21 protein-coding genes are annotated in these 21812 nt (G+C 48.7%); all 21 read left to right on the forward strand.

Annotated features, from left to right (window positions below; genetic code table 11):
* The first annotated feature begins 6 nt into the window (after nucleotides 1–6).
* Nucleotides 7–1752 carry a flagellar basal-body MS-ring/collar protein FliF gene (fliF, locus tag ACJB0T_RS14440; protein WP_479290867.1) on the forward strand — a complete coding sequence of 582 codons (1746 nt, stop codon included), beginning with the start codon at nucleotides 7–9 and terminating at the stop codon, nucleotides 1750–1752.
* The gene (gene fliG / locus ACJB0T_RS14445) at nucleotides 1752–2804 is read left to right on the forward strand and encodes a flagellar motor switch protein FliG (protein ID WP_479290866.1); all 1053 of its coding nucleotides are present in this window, start codon (nucleotides 1752–1754) and stop codon (nucleotides 2802–2804) included. Before fliF ends, fliG begins: the two co-directional genes overlap by 1 nt.
* A gap of 24 nt (nucleotides 2805–2828) precedes the next feature.
* Nucleotides 2829–3629: a flagellar assembly protein FliH gene (fliH, locus tag ACJB0T_RS14450; protein ID WP_479290865.1), complete on the forward strand. Its 801-nt coding sequence runs from the start codon at nucleotides 2829–2831 to the stop codon at nucleotides 3627–3629.
* Nucleotides 3629–4951, forward strand: a complete 1323-nt coding sequence (fliI, locus tag ACJB0T_RS14455) for a flagellar protein export ATPase FliI (protein ID WP_479290864.1) — start codon at nucleotides 3629–3631, stop codon at nucleotides 4949–4951. Before fliH ends, fliI begins: the two co-directional genes overlap by 1 nt.
* Nucleotides 4952–4958: 7 nt before the next feature.
* Nucleotides 4959–5402 carry a flagellar export protein FliJ gene (fliJ, locus tag ACJB0T_RS14460; RefSeq protein ID WP_112461808.1) on the forward strand — a complete coding sequence of 148 codons (444 nt, stop codon included), beginning with the start codon at nucleotides 4959–4961 and terminating at the stop codon, nucleotides 5400–5402.
* A 132-nt stretch (nucleotides 5403–5534) separates the two neighbouring features.
* Nucleotides 5535–7298 carry a flagellar hook-length control protein FliK gene (locus ACJB0T_RS14465; RefSeq protein WP_479290863.1) on the forward strand — a complete coding sequence of 588 codons (1764 nt, stop codon included), beginning with the start codon at nucleotides 5535–5537 and terminating at the stop codon, nucleotides 7296–7298.
* Nucleotides 7299–7370: 72 nt separating this feature from the next.
* Nucleotides 7371–7871 (forward strand): flagellar basal body-associated protein FliL, encoded by a 501-nt coding sequence (gene fliL, locus ACJB0T_RS14470; protein ID WP_112461811.1) that lies wholly within the window; start codon nucleotides 7371–7373, stop codon nucleotides 7869–7871.
* Nucleotides 7872–7878: 7 nt separating this feature from the next.
* On the forward strand, nucleotides 7879–8928 hold the full coding sequence (fliM, locus tag ACJB0T_RS14475; RefSeq protein ID WP_479290862.1) for a flagellar motor switch protein FliM: 1050 nt from the start codon (nucleotides 7879–7881) through the stop codon (nucleotides 8926–8928).
* A gap of 52 nt (nucleotides 8929–8980) precedes the next feature.
* The gene (gene fliN, locus ACJB0T_RS14480; RefSeq protein ID WP_042497033.1) at nucleotides 8981–9391 is read left to right on the forward strand and encodes a flagellar motor switch protein FliN; all 411 of its coding nucleotides are present in this window, start codon (nucleotides 8981–8983) and stop codon (nucleotides 9389–9391) included.
* Between the two features lie 27 nt (nucleotides 9392–9418).
* Entirely contained in the window at nucleotides 9419–9844 is a 426-nt protein-coding gene (fliO, locus tag ACJB0T_RS14485; protein ID WP_479290861.1) for a flagellar biosynthetic protein FliO, read from the forward strand.
* Nucleotides 9837–10715 carry a flagellar type III secretion system pore protein FliP gene (gene fliP, locus ACJB0T_RS14490; RefSeq protein ID WP_479290860.1) on the forward strand — a complete coding sequence of 293 codons (879 nt, stop codon included), beginning with the start codon at nucleotides 9837–9839 and terminating at the stop codon, nucleotides 10713–10715. The genes fliO and fliP overlap by 8 nt, the downstream gene beginning before the upstream one ends.
* Before the next feature lie 13 nt (nucleotides 10716–10728).
* A complete protein-coding gene (gene fliQ / locus ACJB0T_RS14495) occupies nucleotides 10729–10998 on the forward strand; it encodes a flagellar biosynthesis protein FliQ (protein WP_353496733.1) in 270 nt (89 codons plus the stop codon).
* Nucleotides 10999–11004: 6 nt separating this feature from the next.
* Nucleotides 11005–11787 (forward strand): flagellar biosynthetic protein FliR, encoded by a 783-nt coding sequence (fliR, locus tag ACJB0T_RS14500; protein WP_479290859.1) that lies wholly within the window; start codon nucleotides 11005–11007, stop codon nucleotides 11785–11787.
* A gap of 13 nt (nucleotides 11788–11800) precedes the next feature.
* Entirely contained in the window at nucleotides 11801–12931 is a 1131-nt protein-coding gene (flhB, locus tag ACJB0T_RS14505; RefSeq protein WP_479290858.1) for a flagellar biosynthesis protein FlhB, read from the forward strand.
* Nucleotides 12932–13076: 145 nt separating this feature from the next.
* Nucleotides 13077–15182, forward strand: a complete 2106-nt coding sequence (flhA, locus tag ACJB0T_RS14510) for a flagellar biosynthesis protein FlhA (protein WP_479290857.1) — start codon at nucleotides 13077–13079, stop codon at nucleotides 15180–15182.
* A gap of 66 nt (nucleotides 15183–15248) precedes the next feature.
* The gene (gene flhF, locus ACJB0T_RS14515) at nucleotides 15249–16778 is read left to right on the forward strand and encodes a flagellar biosynthesis GTPase FlhF (RefSeq protein WP_479290856.1); all 1530 of its coding nucleotides are present in this window, start codon (nucleotides 15249–15251) and stop codon (nucleotides 16776–16778) included.
* Nucleotides 16779–16790: 12 nt separating this feature from the next.
* Nucleotides 16791–17678, forward strand: a complete 888-nt coding sequence (locus ACJB0T_RS14520) for a MinD/ParA family protein (RefSeq protein ID WP_479290855.1) — start codon at nucleotides 16791–16793, stop codon at nucleotides 17676–17678.
* The gene (locus ACJB0T_RS14525) at nucleotides 17671–18402 is read left to right on the forward strand and encodes an RNA polymerase sigma factor FliA (protein WP_042497047.1); all 732 of its coding nucleotides are present in this window, start codon (nucleotides 17671–17673) and stop codon (nucleotides 18400–18402) included. The genes ACJB0T_RS14520 and ACJB0T_RS14525 overlap by 8 nt, the downstream gene beginning before the upstream one ends.
* 45 nt (nucleotides 18403–18447) lie before the next feature.
* Nucleotides 18448–18816, forward strand: a complete 369-nt coding sequence (gene cheY / locus ACJB0T_RS14530; RefSeq protein ID WP_006069980.1) for a chemotaxis response regulator CheY — start codon at nucleotides 18448–18450, stop codon at nucleotides 18814–18816.
* A 31-nt stretch (nucleotides 18817–18847) separates the two neighbouring features.
* On the forward strand, nucleotides 18848–19564 hold the full coding sequence (locus ACJB0T_RS14535) for a protein phosphatase CheZ (protein WP_479290854.1): 717 nt from the start codon (nucleotides 18848–18850) through the stop codon (nucleotides 19562–19564).
* Between the two features lie 8 nt (nucleotides 19565–19572).
* A complete protein-coding gene (locus tag ACJB0T_RS14540; protein ID WP_479290853.1) occupies nucleotides 19573–21810 on the forward strand; it encodes a chemotaxis protein CheA in 2238 nt (745 codons plus the stop codon).
* Nucleotides 21811–21812 lie beyond the last annotated feature (2 nt).

Below are 21812 nucleotides of genomic sequence, written 5' to 3' on the forward strand. Positions count from 1 at the left end.
TAAGAAGTGGCTCAAGATAACCAGTCGACCGATGTCGCAGTTATGGATAGTGGGGATACCGCCATGGTCTCCAGCACAGACATCGCAACCGATAGTCAAAATCCTGACATTAATGAAAAAAGCAGCTCCAAGTTTGACTTGGCCGTCGGCGATCTCGATCTGCTACGACAAATCGTATTGGTGCTGTCTATCTCAATCTGTGTTGCCCTCATTGTAATGCTATTTTTCTGGGTTAAAGAGCCAGAAATGCGTCCACTAGGGGTATATGAAACCGAAGAGTTGATCCCGGTCCTTGATTATCTCGATCAGAAAAAAGTCGCCTATAAACTCAATGGCAACTCATTGAGTGTGCCTGCAAGCGAGTACAACAGCCTTAAACTTGATATGGTGCGTGCTGGACTTAACCGCTCGTCGAATGCTGGCGACGATATCTTGATGCAAGATATGGGGTTTGGCGTATCTCAGCGTCTTGAGCAAGAGCGTCTCAAACTCAGCCGAGAAAGGCAGCTCGCCAAAGCCATCGAACAAATGAAACAGGTACGCACTGCGCGTATTTTGTTAGCACTTCCTAAACAGAGTGTATTTGTGCGCCATAATCAAGAAGCGTCTGCGTCGGTATTTTTAACCCTAGCAATGGGGGCGACTCTTAAGCAGCAAGAAGTGGACTCGGTCGTTGACATGGTCGCGAGTGCTGTACCGGGCATGAAACCGTCGCGCATTACTGTTACCGATCAGCATGGTCGTTTGCTGAATTCTGGCTCCCAAGATGCAACCTCAATGGCGAGGCGCAAAGAGCAAGAGCTTGAGCGCAATCAAGAGCAAGCGCTGCGTGAGAAAATTGACTCCGTCTTGATCCCAATTTTAGGTTTGGGGAACTACACCGCTCAAGTTGATATTGAACTCGATTTTAGTGCTGTAGAGCAAACGCGTAAGCGTTTTGACCCGAACACCCCAGCCACTCGAAGTGAATACACGCTAGAAGACTATAACAACGGCAACGTGGTTGCCGGTGTTCCGGGCGCGTTGAGCAATCAACCACCGGCGGATGCGTCCATTCCAACGGATGTCGCTCAGATGAAAGATGGCTCAGTTATGGGGCAAGGCTCCGTACATAAAGAAGCAACACGTAACTTTGAGCTGGATACCACTATCAGTCACGAGCGTAAGCAAAGTGGTGTCGTTAATCGTCAGACTGTTGCCGTCGCCATCAAAAATCGCTCGAAGGTCAACCCGGATACTGGTGAAGTGACTTACGAGCCACGCTCAGAAAGTGAGTTGGCGGCGCTGCGTCAAATCCTAGTCGGCGCGGTGGGCTTTAACGAAAATCGTGGTGACTTACTCAATGTACTTAGCATGACTTTTGAAGAGCCAGCCGCTGAGCTGTTGCCTGATGTGCCAATTTGGGAACACCCAAACTTCAATGATTGGATCCGCTGGTTTGCTAGTGCGCTTGTGATTGTCGTTGTTGTGATGGTGCTTATTCGTCCAGCGATGAAGAAACTGCTTAACCCTGCTGCCGCGGAAGAAGACGAGCAGCTATATGGTCCTGATGGTCTGCCGCTTGGAGCGGATGGTGAAACCAGCCTCATTGGCACCGATATCGATGGCAGTGAGCTGTTTGAATTTAGCTCCGGCATTGATTTGCCAAACCTACACAAAGATGAAGATGTGTTGAAAGCCGTGCGTGCACTGGTGGCCAACGAACCTGAACTGGCTGCGCAAGTAGTGAAAAACTGGATGGCTGAGAACTAATGGCAAACGATATTGTAGCGGCCAATGGTGGTCAAATAGTGGAATCGAGCGTTGATATCTCCTCGATTGGTGGCGATGAAAAAGCGGCAATTTTGCTGCTGAGCCTCAATGAATCCGATGCGGCGAGTATTATTCGCCACCTAGAGCCTAAGCAGGTTCAACGTGTCGGTAGCGCAATGGCGAAGGCCACTGACCTGAGCCAAGATAAAGTCGGCGTCGTACACCGCGCATTTTTGGAAGACATTCAGAAATACACCAACATCGGTATGGGTAGCGAAGACTTCATGCGTAATGCGCTGGTTGCTGCTCTTGGTGAAGACAAAGCCAATAATCTGGTTGATCAAATCTTGCTGGGTACCGGTTCAAAAGGTCTCGATTCATTGAAATGGATGGATCCACGCCAAGTGGCGAGCATCATCCACAACGAACACCCACAGATCCAGACCATTGTACTTTCTTATTTGGAGGCAGACCAATCAGCAGAAATCTTGTCACAGTTCCCTGAACGTGTTCGCCTTGACTTGATGATGCGTATTGCCAACCTCGAAGAGGTTCAGCCGTCTGCACTTGCAGAGCTAAACGAAATCATGGAGAAACAGTTCGCAGGTCAAGCCGGTGCACAAGCGGCCAAGATTGGTGGCCTGAAGGCTGCGGCCGAGATCATGAACTACCTAGACAACAACGTCGAAGGTCTTCTCATGGATCAAATTCGCGACCAAGACGAAGATATGGCAACCCAAATACAAGACCTCATGTTTGTGTTCGAAAACCTTATCGAAGTCGACGACCAAGGTATTCAGAAGCTGCTTAGAGATGTTCCACAAGACGTGTTGCAACGTGCACTGAAAGGTGCGGATGAAGGTCTGAAAGAGAAAATCTTCAACAATATGTCGAAACGTGCTGCTGATATGATGCGCGAAGATATTGAAGCGATGCCACCAGTACGTGTCGCAGATGTGGAAGCGGCTCAAAAAGAAGTGTTGACTATTGCAAGACGCATGGCTGATAACGGAGAGCTTATGCTGTCCGGCGGTGCCGACGAGTTCTTGTAATCCCAGTTAAAGGAAGGTTTGCCGATGTCTGGTGATCGAAAACGCGGCTTTTTACGCCCATCTGAAGATAATACTGCAGAGCAAGCTCACTCGTGGGGCTTGCCTGACTACACCTCTCAAGTGACTCAAGAGGCTAGAGAAACGGCGCTAAACTACGACCCGAGCTGGACGCCTCGTGAAGAGGCCGCTCAGGAAGAAGAGCCGTTAATGCTCACTGAGGAACAAATCGAGCAAATCAAACAAGGCGCTTATCAAGATGGTCTTTTCCAAGGCCAAGAAGCAGGCTTTAAGCAAGGTTATGACAAAGGCAAAGAGGAAGGCCTCGCTGCCGGTCATAGCGAAGGTTTAGAGCTGGGTAAAGCGGAAGGCGTTGCGGCTGGTGAAGAGTACATCAAACAGCAAGTTGACACCTTCATGGAGCTTGCTAACCAGTTTGCCAACCCGCTTGAGCTGATGAACAGCCAAGTTGAAAAGCAGCTGGTGGACATGGTACTCGCACTGACCAAAGAAGTGGTGCATGTCGAAGTTCAAACCAACCCACAGATCATCCTCGATACCATTAAGCAGTCAGTGGAAGCTTTGCCTATCTTAGGTCATGCGATTACGTTAAAACTTAACCCGATTGACGTTGATATCGTGCGCGCTGCTTATGGTGATGATGAACTCAACATTCGCAATTGGACGTTAGTTGTTGAACCGTCGCTTAATCGCGGTGATGTCTATATTGAAGCGGGTGATTCTAGCGTGAGTTATAAACTGGAAGATCGCGTTAAAAACGTTCTGCAAAGCTTTTGCGGTGCTAATCGCCACCAAGGGGGCGAGTAATGCAGCCGCTGGCTCAGCGACTGGCCAACTATAAGGTCGAAGGCCATAAATCCCGAGCGACTGCTTCCGGCAAACTGGTTCGTGTGGTGGGTTTGACGCTCGAAGCGATCGGTTGTAAAGCGCCTATCGGCAGTCTATGTAAAGTGGAAACCATGCATGGCGATATGGACGCTGAAGTGGTTGGCTTTTCTGGCGAACATCTCTATTTAATGCCAAGTGAGCAAATCACGGGCGTACTACCGGGGGCAAAAGTCACCCCAATGGCGTCGGAAACGGGGTTGCCTGTTGGAATGGAGCTCCTTGGCCGTGTCATTGATGGCGTGGGTAATCCACTTGATGGCCTTGGCGACATCTACACTGAAAAGCGTGCTTCATTTAATGCTGAACCCATTAACCCATTGGCGCGTAAGCCAATTACTGAGCCTTTGGATGTTGGTCTTAAAGCCATCAATGGCCTGTTAACGGTTGGTAAAGGTCAGCGTATTGGTCTGTTTGCCGGTTCCGGTGTCGGTAAGTCGGTGACGCTTGGCATGATGACTCGAGGCACGACTGCGCAGGTGGTTGTGGTTGGTCTTATTGGTGAGCGTGGCCGAGAAGTAAAAGAATTCATAGAAGAGATTTTGGGTACCGAGGGACGTCAGCGCTCAGTAGTCGTTGCCGCTCCTGCTGATGCTTCACCGCTGATGCGCCTGAAAGGTTGTCAAACGGCTTTGACCATTGCAGAGTATTTTCGTGACCAAGGGCTGGATGTGTTGCTGCTCATGGACTCGCTAACTCGTTTTGCTCAAGCACAGCGTGAAATTGCCCTCTCTGTTGGTGAGCCGCCAGCGACCAAAGGTTATCCTCCATCGGTGTTCGCTAAACTGCCCGCCTTGGTAGAGCGCGCCGGTAATGGTGACGTTAATCAAGGCTCGATTACGGCATTTTTCACGGTACTGACGGAAGGGGATGATCTACAAGATCCGATTGCCGATGCCTCGCGAGCCATCCTAGACGGCCATATTGTGCTATCACGTGAAATGGCGGATGCTGGTCATTATCCGGCCATTGATGTCGAAAAATCGGTGAGTCGTGTGATGCCACAAATTACTGATGATCAGCATGTCCTGATGTCGAAAGCTGTGCGACAAATTCTGTCAGTTTGCCGTAAAAATCAAGATTTGGTATCGATTGGTGCCTATAAACCGGGAACCGATCCAGCCATCGATAGTGCGTTCACCTTGAAACCAAAACTCGACCAATACTTACAACAAAGTATGCGAGAAACCGTGCCTTACGACATGTGCCTTGGCATGTTGAAACAGCTTCTTTCCGTAGAGTAGTCATTGCATGGAAAACGCCCTAGAGTTCTTGCTTGAGCAAGCGAAAGATAACGAACAACAAGCGGTGCTGGCACTAAATAAAGCTCGCACTGAACTTGAAGGATATTATCAGCAAGTGCAACAAATTGAGCAGTATCGACTTGATTACTGCAATCAGTTGGTTGCTCGCGGACAAGAGGGATTAACGGCAAGCCAATATGGGCACCTCAATCGCTTTCTCACTCAGTTAGATGAAACGCTCACTAAGCAAAAGTCAGCCGAGGGGCACTTTAAGCAGCAAGTGGATGACTGTGAAGAGTTTTGGCACAACACTCGTAAACAGCGTCAGTCTTACGAGTGGTTGATTGAGAAAAAAGCCAAAGAAAAAGCCCAGCTCGAAGCAAAGCGCGATCAAAAGCAAATGGATGAATTCTCGAACTTGTTGTTCGCCCGTCGTCGCCAAGCACGTTAATTTCCCGTCTCGATTTTCTGACTTACTTAGGCACGATACTCGGTATAAAAATTGCATCGACCTGTCTAGTAAATATGGGCGGCAAGTTTCCGCCGAGTCAGCAATCTTTTTTAAATAACGGGCGTAAATGGAATGAGTCTGTCGATTTCAAATAACAGCGTATCGAATAGCGTGCTGCCAAAGAGTGAAGGTAAAGCTTCAGTCTCTGAGAGTGATGCTGGCGAAAGCCCGGGATTTTGGGATAAGTTCAAAGACGCACTATCTCCAGAAAAGTCTGAAGCTGATCAAAAGGTTGAGAGCAGTGCAACCAAATCAAAGACAAGTTCTCAGTCAACTGATGCCATGCTGGAAGATGCGGCAACGCAGACGAAATCCAGTAAAGAGGACTCCTCTGATGAAGAGGTGTCTGATGTAAAAGCGGAAAAGACGGATAAGGTTGATACTGCCACGCAGGGTAAAGAGTCAGAAGCGTCTGTCAAAAAAATGACAGATGAGGCAGCGTTGGCTGGTGCTACTCAAATTAACACTGAAGAGCCTGCGGATTTAGCCGCAGCACAGTCTTCTGAAAACAAGACTTTTGAAAACAAGCCTTCTATAGACAAGTCCAGTAGCAATTCAGCAAAGGTTGGCGCAGATGCTGAGCAAGCCATGTCTGAAAATGCAGAGCTGCTCTCACGTCTCGACGAATCCAATAAAGCCCTTAAAAAGCCCGTTGATGGTGAGGCAGAGAAGGTTGCAGGCGCAGCAGTAGGCGTTGCCGCCGCTGAGCAAGCACAGCCTTCATTGCAGTCTTCTTCGCAAAACTCTGAACAAATAGCATCTTCGATAACGGATGGTAAGGCAGAGTTAGCAGGTAAACAGGCTCAAGGTTCGAATACAGTATTCGCGGCCTCCGCGGCGGGTGCACACGCTTCTGACGGTAAATTGACGCAAGCTTCTGATGCTAAGACTGCACTCGTAGCGGAAGGCGAGGGCAAGGCGCAAGCAAACATTGCTTGGAGTAAATCCGACGCGGAACTTGCCGCCAAATCAGAAGCGAAAGCAGCACTTGCAGGTGCCGCTATTGCAGCAGATAAAATGCCGCCTTCTGCAACGTCTCCTACGGGCGTATCTTCTACTGGTGTCGCTCTTCAAACTCAGTCACAAGTGAGTGCACAAGCCAGTTCAGCTCAAGTATCGGTTCAAGGTACTCAAGTCGCCAGCCAACCTGCTGGTGAAATAGCCGCTGCCGCAGCGATGATGGCAGGTGGGAAAGAGCTTGGTGGTACCGATGCAGCCAAAGCAGGTTCACCTATGGGTACGCAAGTGGCTGGCGCGAATATCAATGGAATTAAGGGCGCTAATAAAGCTCAAAATCCGGCAGGCTTAGGCAATGACACTGCGCTACAAGCAGCTGGCGCATTAACTGCGACCCAGCAATTGCGCGCTGAGCAGCAGGCGCCCGCAGCCTCAGCGGTTCAATCACCAATGGTAATGACAAAAGAAAATGCCAGCGACCAGGTAGCTGAGCGTGTGCAAATGATGATGTCGAAGAACTTAAAACACGTCGACATCCGTCTTGATCCACCAGAGTTAGGCCGTATGCAAATTCGCATGAGCCTGAACAACGATTCGGCAACGGTGCACTTTACCGTTCAAAACCAGCAGACTCGCGACATGGTTGACCAAGCGATGCCAAGGCTACGTGAGATGTTGTCACAGCAAGGCATTCAGTTGGCGGACACATCCGTACAGCAGCAAGGTCAGCAACAGCGCCATGCGTCACACGGATCCGGTACAGGCGGTTCAGGTAATGGCACATCAAATGGTGGCAGCGACGTTGATAGTGTTGAGAATGGCACTAGCGTTGAAGTTGCTGTAAAACAGAATAAAGATGGCATAAGTTACTATGCATAAAGTAGAAAATTACGATGCATAAAGTAACAAGTGATTGTGTCGAAAACAAAATAACGCAGTAGTTGAAGAATTATGGCTGAAGAAAGTTTACAACCCGCAAAAAACAACAGCAAAAAGATGCTGATTATTATTGTTGCCGCTGTCGTGGTACTACTGGGTGTCGGCGGTGGCGCATATTGGTTTTTGAGCTCCGATGACACAGTGAGTGCATCACCGACACAAAGTGCTTCGGGAGGTGCTGCGGTGCCTGTTGACCCTATTTCTTATGTCAACCTTGCCCAGCCGTTTCTGTTTAACGCCACCGGGAAGCAGCGCGATCGTACGGTGCAAATTAAAGTTCAGCTTATGGTTCGTGGCTTAGATAACGAGAGCCAAGCGCGTTACCATTCACCATTGATTGAAAGCACTCTACTTTCAACGTTTGCCTCTGCGACGGTAGAGCAACTGCGCAGTTCGACAGGTCGTGTCGAGCTTCGTGATCAAGCGACCACTGATGTTCAAGCAAGCCTCAGTCAAGTAGTAGGTTCACCAGTGGTTGAGCGTGTGTTATTTACCGATTTTGTAATCCAATAGGTGCATTGTGACCGATTTATTAAGCCAAGATGAGATTGATGCGCTACTGCACGGTGTGGATGACGTTGATGAGGTAGAGGACGAGCTGGATCAAGATCCGGCGGATGTCGTCCATTTCGACTTTTCATCTCAAGACCGCATTGTTCGCGGTCGCATGCCAACGCTTGAGCTGATTAACGAGCGCTTTGCGCGCCATATGCGCATCAGTTTGTTTAACATGCTGCGCAAAACAGCCGAAGTGTCGATAAACGGTGTGCAGATGATGAAATTTGGTGAGTACCAAAACACTCTGTATGTTCCGACTAGCTTAAACATGGTGAGATTCCGTCCACTAAAAGGTACGGCACTGATCACCATGGAAGCGCGCTTGGTGTTCATCTTAGTTGAGAACTTTTTCGGTGGAGACGGCCGTTTCCACGCCAAGATTGAAGGTCGTGAGTTTACTCCAACCGAGCGCCGTATCATTCAGCTGTTAATGAAAACAGTGTTTGAAGACTACAAAGAAGCGTGGTCACCGGTGATGGGCGTCGAGTTCGAATACTTAGACTCAGAAGTGAACCCGAGTATGGCGAACATCGTCAGTCCGACCGAGGTCATTGTGGTGAGTTCTTTCCACATTGAAGTCGATGGCGGCGGCGGTGATTTTCATGTCGTGATGCCTTACTCCATGGTAGAGCCCATTCGTGAGCTGCTTGATGCGGGTGTCCAGTCCGACAAAATGGAAACCGACGTACGTTGGAGCAGTGCGCTACGTGAAGAAATCATGGATGTTCCCGTCAACTTTCGTGTCAACTTGTTAGAGAAAGACGTGTCGCTACGCGATCTCATGGAGCTGCAAGCAGGCGATATTATCCCAATCGAGATGCCTGAAAATGCCACCATGTTTGTCGAAGATTTGCCTACTTTCCGAGTGAAAATGGGCCGCTCTGGTGAGAAACTTGCGGTGCAGGTGTCAGAGAAAATCCGCCGTCCAGATGTGGTGAAAACCGATTTGGCTTTCCTTGGCAAAGACATCATGGCTGAGCTTGAGCACGTTGAAGATTTAGACCAAGAATAATCAAACTGCGCAGGTGCGCGGTGCAACAGAATAACAGAAGTAGAGATAACCAATGACAATCAGTGATGACCAAAAATTAGCAGACGAGTGGGCAGCGGCACTGGGCGAAGATCCAATGGCGCCTGATGTAGATGTGGATGAAGTGCTGGCGGCACCGTTGGATGAACTAGAAGATTCACCTGCACCAATTACTGATGATGAACGTCGTAAGCTCGACACCATTATGGATATTCCGGTCACTATTTCGATGGAAGTAGGACGCTCGCAAATCAGTATTCGTAACTTGCTACAACTTAACCAAGGTTCGGTGGTTGAACTTGACCGTATTGCCGGTGAGTCGCTCGATGTGATGGTCAACGGCACTTTGATTGCCCACGGTGAAGTGGTCGTGGTGAACGATAAGTTTGGTATTCGTTTAACGGACGTGATCAGTCAAACTGAGCGCATTAAGAAGCTGCGTTAATCAAAGTTAGTGAATGGAATTAGACTGATGACACTGAATCGATATTGGTTGTCCACGATTGGGGCGGCGCTGTTGATGACTTCTGGAATCGCCCATGCTGCGGCAGAGGTTTCTGCTAACGGCGGCTCGCCTTTTGATTTTGCTGCAACACTTGGCTCACTCGTTTTAGTGATTGCTGTGATCTTGGGTTTAGCGTGGGTGTTAAAACGCATGAAAGTGCCATCTTTGGTCAATCAGCAGGGGCTTAAGATTGTCCGCCAAATCCCTGTTGGTACCAAAGAGCGTATCGCGGTCGTTGAAGCGGGTGAAGAGCAGTTTTTAGTGGGCATTACCTCACAAACGATTCAGCTTATCTCAAAGCTTGAGAAACCGCTTGAAGAGAGTGAAGTCTCTCAACCGGCATTTACTAGTCAGCTGTCGAAAATCATGAAAAAGCAGACTCACAATGACTAATTGCATTCGACTCGTTTTTGTTTGCTTATTGCTGATTGCAGCGCCACTGTTTTCTGTCAGTGTGAGTGCTGCTGAAGAAGAGTTAGCAACGCCTATCTCAAGTTCTGCTGCTCCAAGTAGCAGCGTTACCGTAAGCGAAATGCGCAACGACCGAGGCGCAGCCGGGGCAACCACATCCAGTGCGTTTGGCACAGGACCCGGTATCCCAGCGTTTACCATGACGACTAACCCAGATGGTAGTGAAGACTATTCGGTCAATTTGCAAATATTGGCACTGATGACCATGCTGGGCTTTTTGCCTGCTATGGTGATTTTGATGACGTCATTCACCCGCATTGTCGTGGTGATGTCTATCTTGCGCCAAGCAATGGGTTTGCAGCAAACGCCGTCCAATCAGGTGATCATTGGTATCGCTATATTCTTGACCTTCTTTATTATGTCACCGGTGCTCAATCAGGTGAACGAGCAGGCTGTTCAGCCTTACCTCAATGAGCAGATCAGTGCCAAGCAAGCTTTTGAACAAGCACAAGCGCCCATCAAAGACTTCATGCTTAAGCAAACACGCGTCAAAGATTTGGAGACCTTTGTCGAGATGTCTGGCTCAACCGCACAGAACCCAGAAGACGTTTCGATGGCGGTGCTCATCCCGGCCTTTATTACTTCTGAGCTGAAAACAGCGTTTCAAATTGGCTTTATGCTTTTCCTACCATTTTTGATTATCGACTTGGTTGTGGCGTCCATTTTGATGGCGATGGGTATGATGATGCTTTCACCGATGATTGTCTCTTTGCCGTTTAAGCTGATGTTGTTCGTGCTGGTGGATGGGTGGAACCTCATTCTCTCCACCTTGGCCGGCAGTTTCGCCTTGTAGCTGGAGTAGCATTATGACTCCTGAGATGTTTGTCGAACTGTTTAGAGACGCATTGTGGCTGGTATTACTGCTGGTCTGTGCCATCGTAGTACCGAGTCTTTTAGTTGGCCTTGTTGTGGCTATTTTTCAAGCCGCAACGTCGATTAACGAACAGACGCTAAGTTTTTTACCGAGATTGATTGTCACGATTTTGGCGCTGATGGCGTTTGCCCATTGGGGCACGCAGATGATGATGGAGTTTTTTTATGAAATCATCGAACGTCTGCCATTGGTACTTTGGTAACTCCCCATGGAATACCCTGCGAGTGATGTCCTTGATTGGCTAGCCAACTTCTTTTGGCCCTATGTGCGTATTTCCGCCATGTTGATGGTGATGTCTGTTACTGGGGCTAACTTCGTATCACCTCGCATTCGACTGTTCTTGGGGCTTGCGCTTACTCTGGCGGTATCGCCATCTATTCCTGCCATTCCCCAAACGATCGAACTGCTGTCATTTCAAGGGTTCCTTACTGTTGCAGAGCAAATACTGATCGGAACCGCGATGGGTATGGTGACGGTGTTTATGGTGCAAACCTTTGTTATGCTGGGCCAGATCTTAGGTATGCAATCGAGCCTTGGTTTTGCTTCTATGGTTGACCCTGCCAATGGCCAAAACACGCCTGTACTAGGTCAGTTATTTCTGTTTTTGACAACCATGTTCTTCCTTGCGACCGATGGGCACCTCAAGATGATTCGGTTAGTGGTCATGAGCTTCAAAACCTTGCCTGTGGGATCGGGGCATCTTTCTAGTGCCGATTTTCGTGAAATGGCGGGATGGCTTGGCATTATGTTCCAGACTGCATTGAGCATGGCCTTGGCAGGTATTATTGCTCTATTGACCGTCAACCTGTCCTTTGGCGTTATGACTCGTGCGGCACCACAACTTAATATCTTCTCGCTCGGTTTTGCGTTTGCGTTACTCATCGGTTTGATGATCTGTTGGTACATTATGGCGGGGCTGTATAGTCACTATCAGCTCTATTGGTTACAAGTAGAAGGTCAGGTGTGTCGCTTGATCGATCTCGCGTGCTAGGGGAGGGCTAATCATGGCAGAATCCGACGGCCAAGAACGTACCGAAGACGCCACCCCCCAGCGGCTTAAACAAGCACGCGAAAAGGGGCAGGTGGCGCGCTCCAAAGAACTGGCATCTGTTTCCGTACTGATTGTTGGTGCGCTATCACTAATGATGTTTGGTGAGGGATTAGCACGTGCTTTGTTTGGCTCAATGTCGCGGCTATTTACCTTAACCCGAGAAGAAATCTACGACTCCACTAAGCTGTTTGACGTTGTGCTTGGCGCGTTGTCGAGCTTGCTGTTGCCTCTGACGCTTATTCTGGTGGTACTGTTTATTGCTGCACTTATTGGTGCCGCGGGTGTTGGCGGGATCAGCTTTTCCGCGTCAGCTGCGATGCCCAAAATGTCGAAGATGAACCCGCTTAGCGGCGTGAAACGAATGCTGGGCATGCAAAGCTGGGTGGAGCTGATCAAGTCGATTCTAAAGGTCGCCTTGGTCGCTGGAATGGCATTTTATTTGGTGAATGCCTCTCGAGCGGATTTGTTCCAGCTCAGTATGGAGGTGTATCCACAAAACATCTTCCATGCACTGGATATCCTACTTAATTTTATTTTACTGATCAGTACCACGCTGCTCATTGTGGTGGCGATAGACATCCCATTTCAGATCTGGCAACACGCCAACCAACTGAAAATGACCAAGCAAGAAGTGAAAGACGAATACAAAGATACCGAGGGTAAACCCGAGGTGAAAGGTCGTATTCGTATGTTACAACGTGAAGCGGCTCAGCGTCGTATGATGGCAGAAGTACCGCAGGCTGACGTAATTGTCACTAACCCAGAGCACTTTTCCGTCGCGTTGCGATATAAGCAAGGTCAAGACAAAGCGCCGATTGTAGTAGCTAAAGGCGTGGACCATATGGCGCTGAAGATCCGCGAAGTGGCGAGAGAACACAATATTTATGTTATCCCGTCGCCGCCATTAGCACGTTCGCTGTATCACACCACAGAACTTGAGCAAGAAATTCCTGACGGACTGTTTGCTGCGGTGGCGCAGATTCTCGCCTACGTGTATCAGCTTAAGCAGTATCGTAAGAAGGGTGGTCAGAGACCTAAGTTACAAACTGAACAAATGACTATTCCGAAAGACATGCGCTACTAGCATGACCTTGTCTTTGCTAGTGGGGAAAGTAGTGGTGTCAAAAAAATGGCGTACGTTAATGGCGTAATTCTTGCAAATTAGCCTGTATTAAAAGAAACAACCCGTGTCTCCAAGGAAAACGGAGGCCTGTAGTGAATTATCCGTAATGAAATTGACGTTACCTTTTGCCGATAAGCTGCCTAACATTCCGCGCCGTGCGTTACCTGCTATTGGTGCTCCGGTTATGGTACTTGCCGCGCTTGCGATGATTGTATTGCCGATCCCGGCAATTCTGCTCGACTTGTTCTTCACCTTTAATATCGCATTGGCCATGGTGGTCTTGCTGGTATCGGTCTATACCCGTCGTCCTCTTGATTTTGCCGCATTCCCAACCGTTCTACTGATTGCCACGCTGTTGCGTTTGGCATTGAACGTCGCGTCTACCCGTGTGGTATTACTCTATGGTCATGAAGGGGGCAGCGCTGCCGGTAACGTAATTGAAGCGTTTGGTAACGTGGTTATCGGTGGTAACTACGCTGTGGGTCTGGTGGTGTTTATGATTTTGATGATCATTAACTTCATGGTTGTGACCAAAGGTGCGGGACGTATTTCTGAGGTAAGTGCTCGCTTTACCCTTGATGCCCTACCAGGTAAACAGATGGCGATCGATGCCGACCTTAACGCCGGTCTCATTGACCAAGACCAAGCACGCCTGCGCCGTTTTGAAGTCACCAAAGAAGCGGACTTCTATGGCTCGATGGATGGTGCGTCCAAATTTGTTAAGGGTGATGCCATTGCAGGTATCTTGATCCTGTTTCTCAACATCGTTGGTGGCCTCAGCATTGGTATGATGCAGCACTCGCTCGGCTTTACCGAAGCACTGCAAATCTACACTTTGCTCACCATTGGTGATGGTCTGGTTGCTCAAATCCCATCGCTACTGCTTTCTATTGCTGCTGCTATCATGGTGACCCGTCAAAATACTGACGAAGACATGGGGGAGCAGGTTGTATTCCAGCTTTTTGATAACCCGAAAGCACTAACTATTACCGCCGGTATTTTGGGCGTGATGGGTATTGTGCCGGGTATGCCACACTTTGCGTTTTTGCTTTTGGCGGCACTTGCCGGTGGTGGCGCATATTGGATGCATCGTAAACAGCAAATGAAAGCGGATGAGAAGAACTTACCTGCAGAGGTGGGCGCGAACAGCAGCGACCCGGCTGCGCCTCCTAAAGAGCTCTCTTGGGATGACGTTCAACCTGTTGATGTGATAGGCCTTGAAGTGGGCTATCGCTTAATTCCATTGGTAGACAGAGACCAAGGTGGTGAACTGCTTGAGCGCGTGAAGGGCGTGCGTAAAAAACTTTCTCAGGACTTTGGCTTTCTTATTCCTGCGGTGCATATTCGAGACAACTTAGAGCTGACGCCTAACTCTTACCGCATTACCTTGATGGGTGTCGCGGTGGGCGAAGCGGAAATTCGCCCTGACCAAGAACTCGCGATTAACCCAGGACAAGTCTACGGCCTGATTGATGGTGAGCAGACCATTGACCCTGCATTTGGTTTAGAAGCGGTGTGGATACAAGAAGCGCAGCGAGAACACGCGCAGGCGCTCGGTTATACCGTCGTCGACTCATCAACGGTTCTTGCTACTCATTTGAGTCAGCTCTTAACTAATAATGCAGCGCAGCTATTGGGTCACGAAGAAGTTCAGAACCTTCTGGAAATGCTGGGCCGAACTGCACCGAAACTGGTGGAAGATTTTGTCCCAGAGCAATTGCCATTGGGTACGGTGGTCAAGGTACTACAGAACTTGCTGCATGAGGCGATTCCTATCCGTGATATTCGTACTATCGTCCAAACTTTGGCGGAATACTCCGGTAAGAGTCAAGAACCTGACGTATTGACGGCAGCAGTTCGTATCTCGCTGAAACGCCTGATTGTTCAGGAAATCAACGGTATAGAGCCAGAGCTTCCGGTGATTACTCTGATACCTGAACTGGAACAAATTTTGCATCAAACTATGCAAGCGTCTGGCGGTGAATCCGCTGGCATTGAACCTGGATTAGCCGAAAGACTTCAAGCTTCGCTAACACAAGCGACTCAAGAGCAAGAGCTAAAAGGAGAGGCAGCTGTGCTGCTAACATCGGGTGTATTGCGTTCGACGCTCGCGAAGTTCGTGAAAAATACGATTCCGAACTTACGAGTTTTGTCTTACCAAGAAATCCCTGATGAAAAACAGATTAGAATCGTGCAGGCCGTAGGTAATTAGCCTTAGCACTGGTCGCCGGTCTTACAGCGACGAAACACGATATTGCACATTGAATGGATGTAACACTTGAAAATTAAACGATTTTTCGCCAGGGATATGAGGCAAGCTCTGCTCCAAGTTAAAGAAGAACTTGGTGCCGATGCTGTGATCATGTCGAATAAAAAAGTGGCGGGCGGCGTAGAAATCGTGGCTGCTATTGATGGCGATACTGCGCAGCCAGAGCGTCAAATGGGCAGCAATGCTCTAGCGGCGCCTTCGCGTTCGGCCTTGCCGAACTATGGTCGCGACCTCAAAGACGATGTGGTGAACTTGCAAAAAAGCAGTGCCGCATCGACCAGTAGCGCACTACCATCAATGACCGATCGTTTTGCGAATATGCTGAAAAGCTATCGCGGTAACGACAACGAGCAAAGCAAGCCGAAGAACACACCACCAGACTCACTTTCAGCATTACTTGACCGTCAATCGGAGCGTAGTAAGCCTGTCGGCGATTCTCGTTCAGTGAGTGATGGCTATCAAAGCAGCGATCGCTTGCAGTATGCTCAGCAAAACCGAACTGAGTCGGCTTTCCGAGACCGCCAAGAAAGTGCTCGTCCCTCTTATCGCTCTGACGACGGCTATTTAGATAATGCTCGTGAGACGCGCAGACCAAATAGTGGCCGTGATGGTAAATTTGGCGAAGAGCTTGAAGCGATGAAAGAGGATATGTCCTCGATCCGTCGTTTGCTCGAACATCAAGTTTCCGGATTAATGTGGCAAGAAGTTGAGCGTCGTGAACCGCTACGCGCCATGTTGATTAAGCGCCTTGAACGTATGGGGATCTCTCCTGAGCTTTCTGACCAGCTTGCTTGCTATATTCCAGAAGACACACCACCACAAAAAGCGTGGAAAGCGCTGCTGTCTTTGGTTTCCGATCAGATTGTTATCAGTAAGCAAGATATTCTACGCAAAGGTGGCATCGTTGCCTTACTCGGCCCGACCGGCGTGGGGAAAACCACGACTGTGGCAAAACTCGCTGCGCGTGCGGCGATGGAGTATGGCTCAGACAATGTCGCCTTGGTGACCACTGACACTTATCGTATCGGTGCTCATGAACAGCTGTCGATTTATGGCCGCATTATGGGTTGCCCGGTAAGGGTCGCTAAAGATTCTGAAGAATTGGCCGATGTACTCTATCAGTTGAGAAATCGACGTTTGGTGTTGATAGATACCGCCGGTATGGGGCAGCGCGACGTGCGTTTGTCCGAACAGTTAGACACTCTGATGCAAGAGAGTGGCGAAGTGATTCACAGCTACCTTGTTCTCCCTGCTACCGCGCAGCGACAAGTACTGCAAGAGACACTGGATCACTTTAGGCGCATCCCACTATCTGGTTGCATAATGACCAAGTTGGATGAGTCGTTGAGTTTGGGTGAGTTTATTAGTGTCGTTGTCCAAAATGCACTGCCGGTGACCTACATTGCGAATGGTCAGCGAGTACCGGAAGACATCGTGATCGCGCAGCCAAAATATATGGTCGCGAAAGCCAACGAATTATTAGAGAAGTCGACAGAGAATGAACCTCACTTCTGGAACAGTGATATGGAGGGGGTTTAGATGCAAGCGAAAATGACAAATAACACAATACATGATCAGGCCAGTGGCCTAAGACGTTTGACTAAACCTACTTTAACTAAAGTAATCTCTGTCACCGGTGGCAAAGGCGGCGTGGGTAAATCCAACGTAACGCTGGGCTTAGCGATTTGTATGGCGCGCCAAGGTAAGAAAGTCATGGTACTCGATGCCGACTTGGGCCTTGCCAACGTCGATGTCATGTTAGGAATTAGACCAAAGAAAAACTTAGGTCACGTACTGGCTGGCGAATGTGAGCTCAAAGACGCTATCGTCGAGGGTCCACATGGCATTAGGATTATTCCAGCGACATCCGGAACCCAAAGCATGACGGAATTGAGTCATGCGCAGCATATGGGCCTAATCCGAGCTTTTGGTAGCTTGGAAGAGGAAATGGATGTGCTGCTGGTGGATACGGCTGCCGGTATCTCTGACATGGTGGTGAGTTTTTCTCGTGCCGCACAAGATGTGGTGGTCGTGGTATGTGATGAACCAACGTCGATTACTGATGCGTATGCATTAATTAAACTGCTGAGCCGCGAGCACCAAGTGCAACGCTTTAAAGTGGTCGCTAACATGGTGCGTAGTTACCGTGAAGGCCGAGAATTGTTCACAAAATTGACATTAGTCACAGAGCGATTCCTGAATGTGAGCCTTGAGCTAGTAGCGTGTATTCCTCTAGATGATAAAGTGCGACAAGCGGTGAAGAGACAAAAAATTGTCGTGGATGCATTTCCACGTTCACCGGCGGCATTGGCGATGAGCTCGCTTGCAAATAAAGCGCTCACTTGGCCCATACCAAAAGTGCCAAGTGGCCACTTGGAGTTTTTTGTCGAAAGGCTACTCAACAGACCGCAAGTATTAGAGGAACCGTTTGGTGAATAAAGCTTTGACCTATGACCAGCATGCTAATTTAAGTGGTCAGCAAGCTTTCTTGGAGAAATACTCAGTATTGGTGAAACGTATCGCTCACCATCTTATTGGGCGTTTACCACCAAACGTGTTGGTTGAAGACTTGATTCAGGCTGGAATGATTGGCCTGATTGAAGCACAAAAAAATTATGACGGTAGCAAAGGTGCAAGCTTTGAAACCTACGCCGGCATTCGCATTCGAGGTGCGATGCTAGACGACATTCGTCGTGGTGATTGGGTGCCGCGCTCGGTACACAAACACAGCCGTGATATTTCACAGGCGATTTCGGTATTGGAGGTGGAGCTCAACCGTGACCCAACCGATACGGAAGTGGCCAACCATTTGGGAATGAGCTTAGAGCAATATCACAAGGCTTTGTCAGATATTAACTGTTCAAAACTTGTTGGTATTGAAGATCTTGGCGTTTCTGAAGACTCTGTATCTGTTGCAGATGAAGAAGATAACTCACCTTTTCAGGGTGTCGCAGATGATGCATTTCGCGAAGCGTTAATAGAATCAATAAAATCGCTCCCAGAGCGTGAAGCGTTGACGTTATCGCTGTATTATGACGAAGAGTTAAATTTGAAGGAGATAGGTGAGGTACTGGGCGTCAGCGAATCGCGCGTTAGCCAAATACTAAGTCAATCCATGCAGCGTCTTCGCACCAAGCTTAGCGCTTGGACCGATAATAATTAATAAACACTGATTTTGCTTTCAGTGGAGGCAACTTTGAATAAAAACATGAAAATCTTGATTGTTGACGACTTTTCAACAATGCGCCGTATCGTTAAAAACCTTTTGCGCGACTTGGGTTTTAGCAACACGCTAGAAGCCGACGATGGTTTGACGGCTTTGCCAATGCTCAAGAAAGGCGATTTCGACTTTGTCGTGACTGACTGGAACATGCCAGGCATGCAAGGTATTGATCTACTGCGCCATATTCGTGCCGATGAAGAGTTAAAGCATTTGCCTGTTCTTATGATCACGGCGGAAGCTAAGCGTGAGCAGATTATTGAAGCGGCGCAAGCGGGTGTAAACGGTTATATCGTTAAACCATTTACGGCTGCAACTCTAAAAGAAAAACTAGATAAAATCTTTGAGCGTTTATAAGACGCCATAAATAGCAGACGGCTATATCAGAATGATTTCATTGGAACAAGCTAAGCAACTTGTTGATTTGTTGGAACAAGACAAACAACAAGAAGCAGACGAGCTGGTCATGATGATTCAAGGTGGCAGCGAGCGCAAAGTGCTTCAAGAAGTGGGTGCGCTAACCCGTGACCTACACGATGCATTGACGGAGTTTAGTTACGATACTCGCCTTAACGAGATCGCGACTGATGAAATCCCAGAAGCGCGTGATCGCCTTGAATACGTCATCAACAAGACCGAAGTCTCAGCGAATACAACCATGGATGCGGTGGAACGCTGTTTGCCGATGGCAGATAGCTTACATGAGTGTTTGACTCAAGTACGCCCTCAGTGGAACGAGCTGATGCACGGTCGGCTCGAGCTACAACAATTTAAAGACCTGTGTCATCGCATTGATGACTTACTTAGTCAGGTGGAAGGGGACAGTACCGAACTGCGTACTCAACTGACCAACATCCTTATGGCACAGGACTTTCAAGACCTTACTGGACAGATCATCCGACGCGTCATCACATTAGTGAGTGAAGTGGAAACGCGCTTGGTAGAAATCTTGAAAGTGTTCAGTGACGAACAACAATCAATAACAACGAAACCAAAGCAAGCGATCTCAGGCGTTGAAGGACCAATCATTAATCCTCATGAGCGTGACGATGCTGTTGCTTCGCAAGACGAAGTTGATGACTTATTGTCAAGTCTTGGGTTTTAGGGGTGACTATGAGCTACGAATTAGATGAAGAGATCCTTCAGGACTTCCTTGTGGAAGCGGGGGAGATCCTAGAGTTACTTTCCGAGCAACTTGTTGAACTAGAAAATAATCCAGACGACAAAGACTTGCTAAATGCGATCTTTAGAGGCTTTCATACCGTGAAAGGCGGTGCCGGATTCTTGGCATTGACTGAACTGGTCGACACTTGCCATGGTGCTGAAAACGTGTTCGATATCTTACGTAACGGGCAGCGTTCGGTGAATGCCAGCTTAATGGATACGATGCTAAAAGCGCTCGATACGGTAAATATTCAGTTTCAGTCGGTTCAAAATATGGAACCTATTGACCCTGCCGATCCTGCATTGCTTGAAGAGCTTCATCGTTTGAGTAGCCCAGAGTCTGCTGACGAAGCGGCAGCTCCACCTCCACCACCAGTGGTAGAGGTAGCACCAGAACCTGTTGTGGAAGCGCCAGCGGCTGAGATCTCAGCAAGCGGCTCTATTGACGATATTACCCAAGACGAATTTGAGCGTCTGTTGGATGAATTACACGGTAAAGGTGGTAGCCCGACAAAAGCAACGGCTAAACCAGCCATGACTGTGGTTGAAACCCCTGCTACAGCGCCTAGTGATTTGCCTTCATCAGATATCACTGACGACGAGTTTGAGAAGCTTCTTGATGAGCTACACGGTGTAGGAAAAGGCCCATCAGCGGGAGACGCTGTTGCATCTGCGCCTGTTGAAGCGGCTAAACCCGCACCGGTTGCGTCACCGACTGCTAGTTCGTCTAACGACGGTGGCGATTTGATGACAGACGAAGAGTTTGAAAAGCTTCTCGATGAGCTACACGGAGTTGGTAAAGGCCCATCTCCTGATGAGCTTGAAGCTGCGACTAAGCCTGCCTCTATGAATGAAGCGTCTGTAAGCGCTGAGCCAGTTGAATCTGTCGCTCCAGTTGCTGTGTCAATGGCTACGGCACCTGCTGCTGCACCTGTTAATGTAGGCGGTAGTGAAAAGTCGCTACCTGCTGAGAAAAAAGCGACCGCTGTGGCACCGAAAAAACCGCAAGCGGAAGCGAGCGTGCGCGTGGATACATCGACGCTCGATACCATTATGAACATGGTTGGTGAGCTGGTATTAGTCCGTAACCGTTTGGTGAGCTTAGGTCTAAACAGCAACGATGAAGAGATGTCGAAAGCTGTCTCGAATCTCGATGTTGTTACGGCAGACTTGCAAGGCGCGGTAATGAAAACGCGTATGCAACCGATTAAAAAGGTCTTCGGCCGCTTCCCTCGTGTTGTTCGTGATTTGGCACGTAGCCTGAATAAAGACATCATGCTTGATATGCAAGGCGAAGACACGGATCTTGATAAGAACCTAGTTGAGGCGCTTGCGGATCCATTGATCCACCTAGTGCGTAACTCGGTCGACCACGGCATTGAAATGCCAGACGTTCGCGAATCTACAGGTAAGTCTCGTACCGGTAAAATTACCCTATCAGCATCGCAAGAAGGCGACCATATTGAGCTCGCTATCATCGATGACGGTGGCGGTATGGACCCAGATAAACTGCGCGGCATTGCGGTTAAGCGCGGAATGATGGATGAAGACGCTGCGTCTCGCTTGACTGATAAAGAGTGCTTTAACCTTATCTTTATGCCTGGCTTCTCAAGTAAAGAGAAAATTTCTGATATCTCAGGGCGTGGTGTAGGGATGGATGTGGTGAAAACCGCCATTAATACGCTAAACGGCTCAATAGATATCGACTCTGAACTGGGCAAAGGCACTAAGATCACCATTAAAGTACCACTTACTTTAGCGATCTTGCCAACCTTGATGGTGGGCGTTGGTAAAAACCCATTTGCACTGCCTCTAGCGAGTGTGAATGAGATTTTCCACTTAGACTTAAGCCGCACTAATGTGGTGGATGGTCAGCTGACGATTATCGTTCGTGATAAGTCTATCCCGCTATTCTATTTGCAAGACTGGCTAGCACCACACGCAGGTCGAGCTCAGCAGCGTACCGGCCATGGTCACGTTGTGATTGTTCAAATCGGTAGTCAGCGCGTTGGCTTTGTTGTTGATACCTTGATTGGTCAAGAAGAAGTGGTGATCAAGCCACTCGATAGCTTGCTACAAGGTACTCCAGGTATGGCAGGAGCAACGATCACCAGTGACGGCCATATTGCGCTTATTCTTGACGTGCCAGACTTACTTAAACAGTACGCTGCAGCATCGCGTATCTGATA

This window comes from Vibrio sp. CB1-5 (assembly GCF_059412285.1).